The 13,829-nt window shown below is 62.4% G+C and carries 12 protein-coding genes; 7 read left to right on the forward strand and 5 right to left on the reverse strand.

The genetic code is table 11. From position 1 onward, the window contains the following. Nucleotides 1-12 precede the first annotated feature (12 nt). The 5 genes from BLU35_RS19480 to trmB all read left to right on the forward strand — a co-directional run bounded on the left by BLU35_RS19480 (nucleotide 13) and on the right by trmB (nucleotide 5,936). Nucleotides 13-1,173, forward strand: coding sequence for a hemolysin family protein (locus tag BLU35_RS19480; RefSeq protein WP_093234092.1), 1,161 nt, complete (start codon nucleotides 13-15; stop codon nucleotides 1,171-1,173). Nucleotides 1,174-1,438: 265 nt separating this feature from the next. Further along, on the forward strand, nucleotides 1,439-3,034 hold the full coding sequence (lnt, locus tag BLU35_RS19485) for an apolipoprotein N-acyltransferase (RefSeq protein WP_093234093.1): 1,596 nt from the start codon (nucleotides 1,439-1,441) through the stop codon (nucleotides 3,032-3,034). A gap of 145 nt (nucleotides 3,035-3,179) precedes the next feature. Continuing rightward, nucleotides 3,180-3,599 carry a helix-turn-helix domain-containing protein gene (locus BLU35_RS19490; protein WP_057248021.1) on the forward strand — a complete coding sequence of 140 codons (420 nt, stop codon included), beginning with the start codon at nucleotides 3,180-3,182 and terminating at the stop codon, nucleotides 3,597-3,599. Between the two features lie 200 nt (nucleotides 3,600-3,799). Beyond that, nucleotides 3,800-5,068 (forward strand): methionine adenosyltransferase, encoded by a 1,269-nt coding sequence (gene metK, locus BLU35_RS19495; RefSeq protein WP_057248022.1) that lies wholly within the window; start codon nucleotides 3,800-3,802, stop codon nucleotides 5,066-5,068. Between the two features lie 169 nt (nucleotides 5,069-5,237). Further along, nucleotides 5,238-5,936: a tRNA (guanine(46)-N(7))-methyltransferase TrmB gene (gene trmB / locus BLU35_RS19500; protein ID WP_093234094.1), complete on the forward strand. Its 699-nt coding sequence runs from the start codon at nucleotides 5,238-5,240 to the stop codon at nucleotides 5,934-5,936. Between the two features lie 110 nt (nucleotides 5,937-6,046). Here the strand turns inward: trmB and BLU35_RS19505 are convergent, their stop codons facing one another. Beyond that, on the reverse strand, nucleotides 6,047-6,304 hold the full coding sequence (locus BLU35_RS19505; RefSeq protein WP_057248024.1) for a BQ00720 family protein: 258 nt from the start codon (nucleotides 6,302-6,304) through the stop codon (nucleotides 6,047-6,049). 47 nt (nucleotides 6,305-6,351) lie between these two features. After that, nucleotides 6,352-6,783 carry an Hsp20 family protein gene (locus BLU35_RS19510; RefSeq protein WP_057248025.1) on the reverse strand — a complete coding sequence of 144 codons (432 nt, stop codon included), beginning with the start codon at nucleotides 6,781-6,783 and terminating at the stop codon, nucleotides 6,352-6,354. 265 nt (nucleotides 6,784-7,048) lie between these two features. On the opposite strand from BLU35_RS19510, the gene BLU35_RS19515 reads away from it, so the two are divergent. Next, nucleotides 7,049-7,993 carry a nucleoside hydrolase gene (locus BLU35_RS19515; protein WP_093234095.1) on the forward strand — a complete coding sequence of 315 codons (945 nt, stop codon included), beginning with the start codon at nucleotides 7,049-7,051 and terminating at the stop codon, nucleotides 7,991-7,993. 74 nt (nucleotides 7,994-8,067) lie between these two features. Here the strand turns inward: BLU35_RS19515 and BLU35_RS19520 are convergent, their stop codons facing one another. The 3 genes from BLU35_RS19520 to BLU35_RS19530 form a co-directional block, all read right to left on the reverse strand. After that, the gene (locus BLU35_RS19520; protein ID WP_093234096.1) at nucleotides 8,068-10,467 is read right to left on the reverse strand and encodes a methyl-accepting chemotaxis protein; all 2,400 of its coding nucleotides are present in this window, start codon (nucleotides 10,465-10,467) and stop codon (nucleotides 8,068-8,070) included. A gap of 389 nt (nucleotides 10,468-10,856) precedes the next feature. Beyond that, a complete protein-coding gene (locus BLU35_RS19525; protein ID WP_057248028.1) occupies nucleotides 10,857-11,756 on the reverse strand; it encodes a ribokinase in 900 nt (299 codons plus the stop codon). A 51-nt stretch (nucleotides 11,757-11,807) separates the two neighbouring features. Continuing rightward, nucleotides 11,808-13,001, reverse strand: a complete 1,194-nt coding sequence (locus tag BLU35_RS19530) for a DNA recombination protein RmuC (RefSeq protein WP_093234097.1) — start codon at nucleotides 12,999-13,001, stop codon at nucleotides 11,808-11,810. Between the two features lie 151 nt (nucleotides 13,002-13,152). On the opposite strand from BLU35_RS19530, the gene def reads away from it, so the two are divergent. Further along, nucleotides 13,153-13,677: a peptide deformylase gene (gene def / locus BLU35_RS19535; protein ID WP_058329133.1), complete on the forward strand. Its 525-nt coding sequence runs from the start codon at nucleotides 13,153-13,155 to the stop codon at nucleotides 13,675-13,677. Nucleotides 13,678-13,829: the final 152 nt, after the last annotated feature.

Here is a 13,829-nt window from a genome sequence, read left to right on the forward strand (position 1 = left end):
CAGTTTGGACCGATGAGCGATTACAAAACACAGCCCGTCGCGCTGGCGACCGAGGAGGCAGACGCCTCCGGAGAGGCGGAGGCGGGCAGTAGTAGCACCGCCACTCGACACGAGGGCACGAAATCCACTTCTACCTTCTGGAGCCGGGCCGCGCGCCTGTTGCGCGGCGCAAGTCCATCGAGCCTGCGCGAGGATCTTGCCGACGCGCTTCAGACCGATGCCGATAGCAACACGGCCTTCTCGCCCGGCGAACGGGCGATGCTCAACAATATCCTGCGCTTCCGCGAGATCAGGGTCGAGGACGTCATGGTCCCGCGTGCCGACATCGAAGCGGTCGACCAGAGCATCACCATCGGCGAGCTGATGGTGATCTTCGAAGAGTCCGGCCGCTCGCGCATGCCGGTCTATAACGAAGGCCTCGATGATCCCCGCGGCATGGTGCACATCCGCGACCTGCTTTCCTATGTCACCAAGCAGGCCCGCAATCGGCGCCGCAACGGCAAGGCGCCGGCTGCCACAGGCGAAAAGACCGAGAAGACGCCCCGATCGCCGAAGGCGAGCTTCGACCTCTCCCGCGTCGATCTCGGCAAGTCGCTGGAAGAGGCGGGCATCGTCCGCCAGCTCCTGTTCGTGCCGCCTTCGATGCTGGCCTCGGACCTGATGCAGCGCATGCAGGCCGCCCGTATCCAGATGGCGCTCGTCATCGACGAATACGGCGGCACCGACGGTCTCGTTTCGCTCGAAGACATCGTCGAGATGGTCGTTGGCGATATCGAGGACGAGCACGACGATGACGAAGTGATGTTCGCCCGTACCTCGGACGATGTTTTCCTCGCCGACGCTCGCGTCGAGCTGGAAGAGATCGCCGCGGCGATCGGCCCCGATTTTGACGTGCGTGAGCAACTCGAAGACGTCGACACGCTCGGCGGCCTGATCTTCGCCTCGCTTGGCCGCATTCCGGTGCGCGGCGAGGTCGTTCAGGCCATTCCGGGCTTCGAGTTCCAGATCCTCGACGCCGACCCGCGTCGTGTGAAACGCGTTCGCATCATGCGCAAGCGTCCGCCGGCTCGCCGTCGCCCGTTGCGGCCGGAGGGTGAAACCGTTCCGGAGACGGTTATGGTCAATCGTGCCAACGGTGCAGCATCTTCCGAAGCAGCGGCCGACGAGCAATAATCGTTCGGCTCCCGCGCACGTTTCCATGTGCGCGGGGCAGGGTGCGCGGGGCAGATGCCTCTCACCCATCCACTTGACGTCTCCCGGCTTGAACGCGGTTCTCAAGGACCGGCGGCTCGACCCAAGCCGGAGCACATGCCTTCCATATCCAAATCCGCCCCTGAAGGGGACAAGCAGCCGGTTTTTTGGAACACTGGCGCCGATTGATTCGGTTGTTGTTTCGCTCCGGCGCCGCGGCTAGCGGCCGGGATCGACTGGAGGCTGCATGGTAAGACTGGCTGGCAGGGTGATGCTTCTCTCCGGTTTCCCGAGGGCATTGCTCGCGTTCCTTGCGGGGCTTCTCGCGGTTCTGGCGCAACCGCCCTTCGGCATCTTCGCCTTTGCTTTCGTCGCTTTCCCGATCCTCGTCTGGCTGCTCGACGGCGCGACCGGAAATCCGGATGGCGGCATCGTCAGGCGGCTCTGGCCGGCGGCGGCGATCGGCTGGTGGTTCGGCTTCGGCTACTTCCTCGGCGGTCTCTGGTGGCTCGGCAACGCGCTCCTGGTGGAGGCCGACGACTTCGCCTGGGCGTTGCCGCTCGCTGTCGTCGGTCTCCCGGCTTTCCTGGCGCTCTTTTATGCGCTCGCGACGCTGATCGCGCGCCTGTTCTGGTCCGATGGTGTCGGGCGGATCGCAGCACTTGCTTTGGCCTTTGGCCTTTGCGAATGGCTGCGCAGCTTCCTCTTCAGCGGGTTTCCCTGGAATGCCATCGGCTATGCGGCGATGCCGATGCCGCTGATGATGCAGTCTGCAAGCGTCGTCAGTCTTGCGACCATCAACATGCTGGCGGTCTTCGTCTTCGCGGCACCCGCACTCATTGCCACCGGCAGGGGAAGCCGGATTGGTCTCGCGGCCGCACTCATCCTCCTCACGGCGCACGTCGGCTTCGGCTTCTATCGCCTGGCACAGCCAGCCCCCCCTGCGGCCGAGCCGCCGCTGACGGTCCGTCTCGTCCAGCCGGTGATCGATCAGGCGAAAAAGCTCGACGACCGCGAGCGTGCGGCGGTCTTCGAGGAACATCTTTCGCTCACTGCTACCGCGCCCGAAAACGGCGGCAAACGCCCGGACATCGTCGTCTGGCCCGAGACGTCGATCCCCTTCATCCTCACCGACAATCCCGACGCCCTGGCGCGCATCGCCGAGGTACTCGACGACGATCAGATCCTCATCGCCGGTGCCGTGCGCGCCGAGGACGCGGGCGCCGGCCTGCCGCCGCGCTACTACAACTCGATCTATGTCATCGATGGCCGCGGCCAGATCATTGGTGCCGCCGACAAGGTGCATCTCGTCCCGTTTGGCGAGTATCTGCCGTTCGAGGAGGTGCTGTCGTCCTGGGGCTTGAGTTCCATCGCCGCCTCCATGCCGGGCGGCTTTTCGGCGGCAAAGAGCCGCTCGCTGCTGACCTTGCCCGGCGGCAGGAAGTTCTATCCGTTGGTCTGCTACGAGGCGATCTTCCCCGACGAGATCGACGGGGCCACGCGCGGAACGGATGCGCTTCTCAACATCACCAATGATGCCTGGTTCGGCGACACGCCCGGTCCGCGCCAGCATTTCCATCAGGCACAACTGCGCGCCATCGAGACCGGAACCCCCCTGATCCGCGCAGCTAACAGCGGTATATCAGCAATTGTTGATGCACGTGGGGTTTTAATGGTAGGATTGTCCTACAATTATAGGGGAGTGGTCGACACACTTCTGCCGGGAAAGATGCCTACGCCTTTGGACGACGCTATGCGAAGCCGAATCTTCTGGCTGAGTGCACTCTTGCTCCTTCTGGTTGCAGTGTTTTCGCGTGTTGGTTTTAATATTAGGAAGAATTGACCTAAAACCCCTAAAATTGCATAGTGGTCCGCACCATCGTCCTTGTTGTGGCGGCTTTGTCGTATCACCGTGGCGGTCGCCTCGGTGAGCGGTGCTTCATGCCGGGCGGTGGATCAAACGAAACAGCGTGTTTGGGAACGCAGATATGATCGAAAACAAAAAGAAGCCGAACCCGATCGACATTCATGTCGGTAGTCGGATTCGTCTTCGCCGCACGATGCTTGGCATGAGCCAGGAGAAGCTCGGCGAAAGTCTGGGGATCACTTTTCAGCAGATCCAGAAGTATGAGAAGGGCACGAATCGCGTCGGCGCGAGCCGGTTGCAGAACATTTCGGGCATCCTGAATGTTCCGGTTTCCTTCTTCTTCGAAGATGCCCCGGGCGACAGCGGTACCGGTCAGCCCGGCATGGCAGAAGCGTCCAGTTCCAACTACGTTGTCGATTTCCTGTCGTCCTCCGAGGGGCTGCAACTCAACCGCGCTTTCGTCAAGATCACCGATCCGAAGGTTCGCCGCCGGCTTGTCGATCTGGTCAAGGCTCTCGCTGCGGAAGCAGAAAGCGAATAGTTCCAACGTTCCCCGTCGGGACTTGAAAACAAAGCGGCCTTTGTGCCGCTTTTTTCATGCGCGCTTTTCTCCGGGCGCGCCAAAGTGATTGGCCCTGATGGTGATATAAAGATATATTTATGTCGTTGTGCGCTTGTTTTTCGGGCGCAAAACCACTAACACCATGCCAGCGCTTTTTCTTCATTGAGGGGACTTCCCGCATGCGTGCAAACTACCTGTTCACGAGTGAATCTGTAGCCGAAGGTCATCCGGACAAGGTGTGTGACCGTATCTCCGACGAGATCGTGGATCTGGTCTACCGCGAAGCGGCCAAGACCGGTGTCGACCCGTGGGGCGTTCGCATTGCCTGCGAAACCCTGGCGACCACCAACCGCGTCGTCATCGCCGGCGAAGTGCGCCTGCCGCCGAGCCTTCTGAAGAAGGACAAGGACGGCAACGACGTCATCAACCCCTCGAAGTTCAAGTCCGCCGCCCGCAAGGCGATCCGCGAGATCGGCTATGAGCAGGACGGCTTCCACTGGAAGACGGCCAAGATCGACGTGCTTCTGCACTTCCAGTCCGCCCACATCGCTCAGGGCGTCGACAGCGCTGCCGACATGCAGGGCGAAGAGGGTGCCGGCGACCAGGGCATCATGTTCGGCTACGCCTGCCGCGAGACCGCCGAACTCATGCCGGCGCCGATCTACTACTCGCACCGCATCCTCAATCTGCTCGCCGCCGCCCGCAAGAAGGGCGAAGGCGAAGTCGCCAAGCTCGGTCCGGACGCCAAGAGCCAGGTCACCGTGCGCTACGTCGATGGCAAGCCGGCGGAAGTCACCTCGATCGTTCTGTCGACGCAGCATCTCGATGACACCTGGGATTCGGCCAAGGTTCGCTCGGTTGTCGAGCCCTATATCCGCGAAGCTCTCGATGATCTGAAGATCGCCGACGATTGCACCTGGTACATCAACCCGACCGGCAAGTTCGTCATCGGTGGCCCGGACGGCGACGCCGGCCTCACCGGCCGCAAGATCATCGTCGACACCTATGGTGGTGCTGCGCCCCATGGCGGCGGCGCCTTCTCGGGCAAGGACACGACCAAGGTCGACCGTTCGGCTGCCTACGCCGCGCGCTACCTGGCAAAGAACGTCGTCGCCGCCGGTCTTGCCGATCGTTGCACGATCCAGCTCTCCTACGCCATCGGCGTTGCCCAGCCGCTGTCGATCTATGTCGACCTGCACGGCACCGGCAAGGTCTCGGAAGATCAGGTCGAGCAGGCCATCCGCAAGACGATGGACCTGTCGCCGTCTGGCATTCGCCGTCACCTCGATCTCAACAAGCCAATCTACGCCAAGACGTCTGCCTATGGCCACTTCGGCCGCAAGGCTGGCCGCGACGGTTCCTTCTCCTGGGAGAAGCTCGATCTGGTGAAGCCGCTGAAGGCGGCGATCGAGCAGAGCGGTGCCGTCAACGGCCGGGCAGCCGCCTAATCCTGCGATTGGCGTGGCGTGTAACGCCGCGCATTGAAGATAGCGCAGCGGCCTGCTATCAGGCGCTTGCGAAATTCAGGGCGGGCGCTCCGGCAAGGAGCGCCCGCTTCGTTTATTTTGATTTTGGGTCGGCTTGATCCGGGATCAGCGTGACCAAGGGACAAACGACATGACCGAACCGCGCCGTGCCAGAGCAACCGAGGCCTTTTTCGGCCGCCGCAAGGGCAAGCCGTTGCGCGAGCGGCAGGCGGCGCATCTGGAAACCGTGCTGCCGACGCTGAAGCTCGATCTGTCGAGCCCGGCTCCGGCGGAACTGAAGACGTTGTTTCCTCAGGGCGTCGATCGTATCCGGCTGGAAATCGGCTTCGGCGGCGGTGAACATCTGATCCACCGCGCCGCCGAGACGTCCTCAACAGGCTTTATCGGCGTCGAGCCCTTCGTCAATTCCATGGCCAAGCTCGTCGGCCACATCGAGGCTCGCAGTGTCAGCAACATCCGCCTTTATGACGACGACGCCACCCAGGTTCTCGACTGGCTGCCGGCCGCTTCCGTCGACCAGATCGACCTGCTCTATCCGGACCCGTGGCCGAAGCGCAAACATTGGAAGCGCCGCTTCGTCTCCAAGGTCAATCTCGACCGCTTTGCGCGCGTGCTGAAGCCGGGCGGGCTTTTCTGCTTCGCCTCGGATATCGACACCTATGTCAATTGGACGCTGTTGCATTGCCGCGATCACGCGGCCTTCGAATGGACGGCGGAGAAGGCAGCCGACTGGCTGACGCCGTACGAGGGGTGGCCGAGCACACGCTATGAGGCCAAGGCACGCCGGGAAGGCCGGAGCTCCGCCTATCTCACTTTCCGCCGAGCCTAGCAATTCCAGGAAAAGTGCGAAGCGGTTTTCCGTCTGGAATTGCGTCGTTCAATACAGAGCGGCGGCTTCAATTCAGCCCTATAGATCTACGGTCACCGACGGCAGCCTGATCAATGCAGGGTGACCGTCTTCAGGTCATCCTCGGCGGCCTTGAAGAAGGTGCTGGAACGATTGTCGGTCAGGAGGATCGGCGTGCCGTCGGCGCCGAACAGAGCCCAGAGATCGATGCCCGGTCCCATCTCGGGTGCTTCCGGGAAGCAGCGCGAGACTTCTTCCGAACGCATTTTCCGGATGTAGCCGATTTCGCCTTCGCCGAGATGTGCGAGGTCGTTCTTCGACAGTGACGAGCTGACAGCTTTCAGTCCCATGGTGATACTCCGTGGTCGCCGGCCAGGGGAAAATCCCGCCGGTTATCCTACTCTGGGACTGAAATGTTAATTTTCTTTACCATACGCACCGGTTCGGGACGGACGAGGTCGACGGAGAGCAAGCCATTGCGCAGCTCGGCGCCGAGAACTTTCATGCCATCGGCGAGAACGAAGGTGCGTTGAAACTGACGCGCAGCGATGCCGCGATGCAGGTACTCGCGGTCGCCGTTGTCGACCTGGCGGCCACGGATGACGAGCTGATTCTCTTCGGTGGTCACTTCGAGGTCTTCTTCGGAAAACCCGGCCACGGCAAGCGTGATTCTGAGCCGCTCGGGTGCGTCAACGGCGGCATCGCCGCGGATCCGCTCGATGTTGTAGGGCGGGTATCCGTCATTGCCCTTGGCGATGCGCTCAAGGGTCTTTTCCATTGTGTCGAAACCCAGCAGAAGCGGGCTCGTAAAGGGAGTAATTCGGCTCATTCTTCAAGTCCTTGCGAGATCAAGCGACCGATGTTCGGACCTGCCCAGCAGCATCCTTGCCGCAATATGGTAGCTGTGCGCAATGAGTGCAAGCCGCTTGCCTCGGGCGTGCACGCAAATCATAGTCCGCTCTCGCAGAATCCAAGAGTGGGACGAGGAGGGCGCATGCGACGCTACCCGTATCCGCTCCGGTGCATTGAAATCGATCGCGCCTGGCTTTGGGTCGGGTCGACCCAACCAAACGTGATCCAGGGAGGACGAGAGAGTGCCCGTGCCCAGAAAGATAATCATAGACACCGATCCCGGGCAGGACGATGCCGCCGCCATCATGCTCGCTTTCGGCAGTCCGGAAGAGATCGACCTGCTCGGCATCACCACGGTCGCCGGCAACGTGCCGCTGACCTTGACGGCCCGCAATGCGCGCATTCTCTGCGAGCTCTGCGACCGGCCGAGGGTTCGGGTTTTTTCCGGCGCCGACAAGCCGATCGCCCGTCCGCTGGTCACCGCCGAGCACGTGCACGGCAAGACCGGCCTCGACGGCCCGACGCTCGATGAGCCCAGGATGAAACTCGAGGAGCAGCACGCGGTCGACTTCATCGTCGAAACGCTGCGCAACGAGGCAGAGGGCTCGGTGACGCTCTGCACGCTGGGACCGCTCACCAACATCGCGCTCGCGCTCCAGAAGGCGCCTGAGATTGCGCCGCGGGTGAAGGAACTGGTGATGATGGGCGGCGGCTTCTTCGAAGGCGGCAACATCACGCCGGCGGCCGAGTTCAACATCTATGTCGATCCGGAAGCCGCCGATATCGTCTTCCGCTCGGGCATTCCGATCGTGATGATGCCGCTCGACGTCACCCATCGCGTGCTCACCCACAAGGCGCGGGTGCAGAAGATCCGCGACATCGGCAGCCGCCCGGCGATCGCCATGGCCGAGATGCTCGAATTCTTCGAACGCTTCGACATCGAGAAATACGGCACCGATGGCGGCCCGCTGCACGACCCGACGGTCATCGCCTATCTGCTGCGCCCCGAGCTTTTCACCGGTCGGGATTGCAATGTCGAGATCGAAACCCAGTCGCCGCTGACGGCGGGCATGACGGTTGTCGACTGGTGGCAGGTCACCGGCCGGCCGCACAATGCCAAGGTCATGCGCTTCGTCGACGACCAGGGCTTTTTCGATTTGTTGACCGAGCGCCTGTCGCGCATCTGAGCCTACGCTCGATCATCATGCTTCAAACAAAAACGGCGCCCCGATAGGCGCCGTTTCTTTTCTCGATCTGTTGATCAGAACTCTTCCCAATTGTCCTGGGCAAGCGCGTTGGCGCCCGAGGTTTGGGTGAGCACCCGCTGCGTTGAAGCCGAGTAGCTGCTTCGTGCCGGGCTTGCTGCCGGAGCCGGCCGCGCCTCGCGGGCAGGTGCCGGTGCCGGGCGTTCGGCCGCACGCATGCGTTCGGCGGTACCACGCAGCATCTCCGACGAGGAAGGCTGGGCCGACGCCGAGGACTGGGCGACGCGGAAGCGGGCAACCAGGGCGTTGAGCGTGCGGGCCTCTTCGTTGAGCGCCATGCCGGCAGCCGTCGTCTCCTCGACCATGGCGGCGTTCTGCTGGGTCACCTGGTCCATCTGGTTGACGGCCGAGTTGATCTCCTTGAGGCCGACGGCCTGCTCGGAGGCCGAGCTCGAGATCTGGCGGATGAGGCCGTTGATCTGCACCACCTGCTCGGCGATCTTTTCGAGCGCGCCGCCCGCCTTACCGACGAGGTCGACACCTTCGCGCACCTGGCCGGCCGAAGTGTTGATCAGCGTCTTGATCTCCTTGGCGGCATTGGCGGAGCGCTGGGCAAGCTCGCGGACTTCCTGGGCGACGACGGCAAAACCCTTGCCGGCTTCGCCCGCACGGGCCGCCTCGACGCCGGCGTTGAGCGCCAGAAGATTGGTCTGGAAGGCGATTTCGTCGATGACGCCGATGATGCGGCTGACCTCGTGCGACGACTGTTCGATACCCTTCATCGCGGCGATGGCCTTCTGCACCACTTCGCCCGACTGTCCGGCATCACTGCTGGCCACTTCCACCGATTTCGCGGCGACCTTGGCGTTTTCGGCACTGGCGTTGACCTGCGAGGTCAGCTCGTCGAGGGCTGCTGCCGTTTCTTCGAGGCTCGCCGCCTGCTGTTCGGTGCGGTGCGACAGGTCGTTGGCGGCGCTGCTGATTTCGCTCGTGCCGTTGCCGATGTTGACGACCGAATGGTTGACGGTGCGGATCGTCGCTTCGAGGCTTTCCATCGTCGCGTTGAAGTCGCGCTTGAGCTGGGCATATTCGCCCGGGAACTCGTCGGTGATGCGGAAGGCGAGATCGCCGGACGAGAGATGGGACAGGCCCTTGCCGAGGCGGGCGACGATGTCGCGCTGCAAGGCGCTGCTCTCGGCACGCTCGGTTTCCGACCGGCCGCGTTCGCGCTCGGCCTGTTCGCGCTCATGGCGGGCTTCGCCTTCCAGGCGCTTGGTGTCGGCAAGCTGGTGGCGGAAGCCCTCGAGTGCCTTGGCGACTTCGCCGGTTTCGTCGGAGCGATCCTGGCCGGCGATCGCCTTGGTATAGTCGCCGTGGCTGAGTCCTTTGACGTCGTTCACGAGGGCGGCGAGAGGCTTCTGCACGAAGCCGCGGACGGCGAGATAGAGACCGAGCAGAACGGCGCCGAGCACGACCAGGCCGCCGACGATCATCATGTAGGTCTGGTCCTTGACCGGGGCATTGATCGCGGCGCGCGGCACGTCGACGAGCACGACCCAGCTGGTGTTCACGCCCGAAAGCGCGAAGGGATAGACGAGGCGGTCGAAGGGTTCGTTGCCGTCATAGGAAAGGTTGGAAATGACGCCAGGCTTGCCGGAATCAAGCGCATTCTTGACGATGTCGTTGCCTTCGCCGTCATAGGCTTTGAGCAGCAGTTCCGGGATCGGCGCGACGAGCCACTTGCCGCTCTGCGACAGCAGGTAGACGCGCCCGGTTTCGAACGGCTTCAACTTCGCCAGACCCTCGGCCAGCGAGGCGAGTGAAATGTCGACGCCGGAGACGCCGATCAGCTTGCCGCCTGACATAACGGGATAGGCGATCGAGCTCATCGCGGTCGGAATGTCGGTACCCTCGGCAGTATAGGGCTGGGTGATCGCGCCCTTGCCGCTCTTTGCCGCGAGCGCATACCACTCCGCCGGATAATCGGCCTTGAAGGTGGAGTACTGGATTTCGTTGTTCCGGGTCTTCGACCAGTAGGGCGTGAAGATGCCGAGCTCGTTGCCGCCCAGTTCCTTATTGTTGACAACATCTTCCTGGCGGCCGTCGAAGGCCTTGGGCTCTTCCGCGAACCAGCTGCCGAAGGCTAAGGGGTTCTGCTCGAGGCTCGCCCTCAGGATATTGATCACCCCGGTGCGCTCCATTGACTTTTCCGCATGTGCCCGGCCGAGAACGCCGGCCATCGAGCGGGCAGCGCTCGCAAGCTCGCCGACGTCGCCGGCGATGTCGGAGGCGATCGCGCGGGCTTCACCGTTTGCCTGTTCAAGGACCAGCGTTTCGACGCGATCCTGGGTCTGGGAGATGAGAACGAAATTCGAGGCGAGCAGGACAAGTGCAATCGTGCCGCCTGTCACCGCGATCAGTTTGGTCGCCAGCGATTTGGCTTGGAACTTGAACATGAAATCCTCACGTGCTGGGAGGTCCGCCGGCTCTCGCCTGCGGTGGACGCATTTCGCAATGGGGGTGAACTCCATCATGGAGCGTCAGATGCCGACCGGCATGTTGGAGGCAACCGGATCGCTTCGACCGGCCTTCTCAGGCTCCTGAATAGACTGGAGATTCTTAAAATAGGCCCAACGCGGACGCTGTTTTACCTGTTGCTTTGATAAAATTGCGCGCGGAGTTTTATCTCCGCGACATCGGCTGTCCGGATTGCGCAAGCGGAGATTTTGAGACGGTTGGAAACGCGCGGCGGCAGAGAGCCGGCAAGAAAAATGCGGGCGATCTCCGCCCGCACCAGATGCCCTTTGGCCTATCACGGGTCGGTCCGACCCAAGGTTGTCGCGATCTAGATACGCGACGCCACTTCCGAGGAAAGCGGGATCGAGGGCTGGGCGCCGCTCTTCAGGCAGGCGAGCGAGCCGGCGACGGCTGCACGGCGCAGCGCATCGGGAAAGGCAATGCCGGCGTCGAGGCTGGCGGCAAGATAGCCGCAGAAGGTGTCGCCGGCGCCGACGGTATCGACCGGTTCGATCTTCAGGCCCTTGGCACGCTGGATCTCGCCTTCGTGCACGGCGACGACGCCTTCGGCGCCGAGCGTGACGATGACCGTCTGGCCGGTCTCGGCGTGAAGCGCCTTCATCGCGTCTTCGCGTTCCGCGCTGCTGATGCCGCTCCTGCCGGCAAGCAGCTCGAATTCGGTCTCATTGGCAATGACGATATCGGCCATGCGCCCGAGGCGAGCCGCATCCGCGGTCAACGGCGCGATGTTGATGACAGACCGGACGCCCTTCTGCTTGGCTACATTGAGCGCCTTCTCGACGGAGGCTGCCGGAATTTCGAGCTGCAGCATCAGCGTGTCGCCGGGCTTCATGCCGTCGACGGCTTTCACCGCATCGGCCTCATTGACAGTCGCATTGGCACTGGCGACGACGACGATGACGTTTTCGCCGTCACCGCCGACCAAGATATGCGCGGTGCCGGTTGGCTCTTCCACCGTCTTGGTCAGGGAGAGGTCGGTGCCAGCACCCTTCAGCAGTTCCAGCGCGCCATCGGCAAAACTGTCCTTGCCCACAGCACCAGCCATCTTAACTGTCGCTCCGGCACGTCGCGCGGCAAGCGCCTGGTTTGCGCCCTTGCCGCCGGCGGCGGTCGAAAAACCAGTTCCGGCAACGGTCTCGCCCGGCTTCGGAAGGCGTGCGGTCGTGGCGATCAGGTCCATGTTGATGGACCCAAAAACAGTGATCATGTGAAAATTTCCCGTCGGATTGCAAAGTGGGCCGGAGAGTGCCCGACAGCCTCAGTCCTCGTCAACCACCCGCAGGCGCAATTGCCCGACGCGGTTGTCGACGGCGGCACGCGGATCGCTTGCTTCTTGCGTCCCGCCTTCGGCTTGAAGTTCGAGCGCCTCGATCTTGGCGCCGCGCCGCGTGAGCTTGCTGGACGAAATCAGAATATCCTCGACGTCCTTCTGGCTCATGGCGAAATGGCCCTGAAGCTTGCGCACGCGCTCGTCGAGACGGCTGAGGTCCTCCATCAGCCTGGCTACTTCACCCTGGATCAGATGCGCCTGCTCGCGCATGCGCGCATCCTTGAGGATCGCCTGGATCACCTGGATCGACAAGAGCAGCAGCGACGGCGAGACGATGACGATCCGCTGGCGATGCGCCTTCTGCACGATCGCTTCGAAATGCTCGTGGATTTCGGCGAAGATCGATTCCGATGGCACGAAGAGGAAGGCGGTGTCCTGTGTCTCTCCGGGGATCAGGTATTTGCTGGCGATATCGCGCACATGGGTTTCCATGTCGCGGCGGAAGAGTTGCGCGATCTGTTGGCGGCGTTCCGCGTTCGGGGCATCCCGCATCGCGTTCCAGGCTTCCAGCGGAAATTTCGCGTCGATGACGAGCGCCGGCTGGCCGTTCGGCATGCGGATGGTGCAGTCGGGCCGTGCGCCGTTCGACAGCGTCGTCTGAAATTCAAAGGCGCCCATCGGCAGCCCATCGGCGATAATCGCCTCCATGCGTGACTGGCCGAAGGCGCCGCGCGTCTGCTTGTTTGAAAGGATCGCCTGCAACCCGGCCATGTCCTTGGCCAGCGACTGGATGTTGTTCTGGGCATTGTCGATGACCGCCAGGCGCTCCTGCAGCCGCCTGAGGTTTTCGTGCGTCGCCTTGGTCTGTTCGGTGATCGAAGTGCCGATCCGATGGGTCATGCCGTCGATGCGCTGGCTGAGGGACTGGTTGAGTTCGGCCTGCCGGGCGCCGAACACCTCGGCCATGGCGGCAACCCGCCCCTGCATCTCCGTCTGGGCCGCAAGCAGCATCGCCATCTGCTCCTGCCGTTCTTCGTCGCGAGTATCCCGACGCCGCGAAAGCGCCATCAGCAGCGCGACTGCCACCATCAGACCGCCGGCGATGGCGAGATGGCCCAGCGTGACCGGCAGAGTGCCGATGAAAAACAATGGCTGGGAAAGGTCGATGGGCGCTGGTTCCATGGTGTAAGCCTAACAGATTCGCAGATGTTTTATAGATCAAAACATGAACATCTGTACCGTGCGGTTAACGCGAGGCCATGGGAAAACGGCCGCTGAGGGTGGCAAGGCAATTTTCTTGCACGCCGATGGAAAGATCGGCTATGGGAGCAGCATGACGATCAAGCCGCTTATCATCCTTCCCGATCCTGTGCTTCGCCAGGTTTCCACGCCGATCGAAACCATCGACGCGGACATCCGCCGTCTGGCCGACGATATGCTCGAAACCATGTATGACGCGCCCGGCATCGGCCTTGCCGCGATCCAGATCGGCGTTGCCAAACGCATGCTGGTGCTCGATGTTTCGAAGGAAGGCGACGACAAGACCCCGCTCGTTTTCATCAATCCCGAGATCGTTGCTTCGTCCGATGAGCGCTCGGTCTACGAGGAAGGCTGCCTGTCGATCCCAGACTTTTACGCCGAGGTCGAGCGCCCCGCGGCGATCACCGTCAAGCATCTCGACCGTGACGGCAAGGAACAGATGATCGAGGCCGATGGCCTGCTCGCCACCTGCCTGCAGCATGAGATCGATCACCTGAATGGCGTGCTGTTCATCGATCACATCTCCAAGCTCAAGCGCGACATGGTGATCCGCAAGTTCACCAAGGCCGCCAAGACGCGCGGTGCGAAGGCGATCTGACGTCGACGACGCAAGCGGTCGCGAACAGATCGCGCGAAGGGCACGATTTGAGGGCGGGAACCCATTGAACAATTCCAGGAAAAGCGTGAAACGGTTTTCCGCCTGGAATTGTCCTGTTTCAGAGAATGAGATCATTTCGCCGTTTCCCCGCA

Origin of the sequence: Sinorhizobium sp. NFACC03, assembly GCF_900103435.1 — a bacterium.
Lineage (GTDB): Bacteria > Pseudomonadota > Alphaproteobacteria > Rhizobiales > Rhizobiaceae > Ensifer.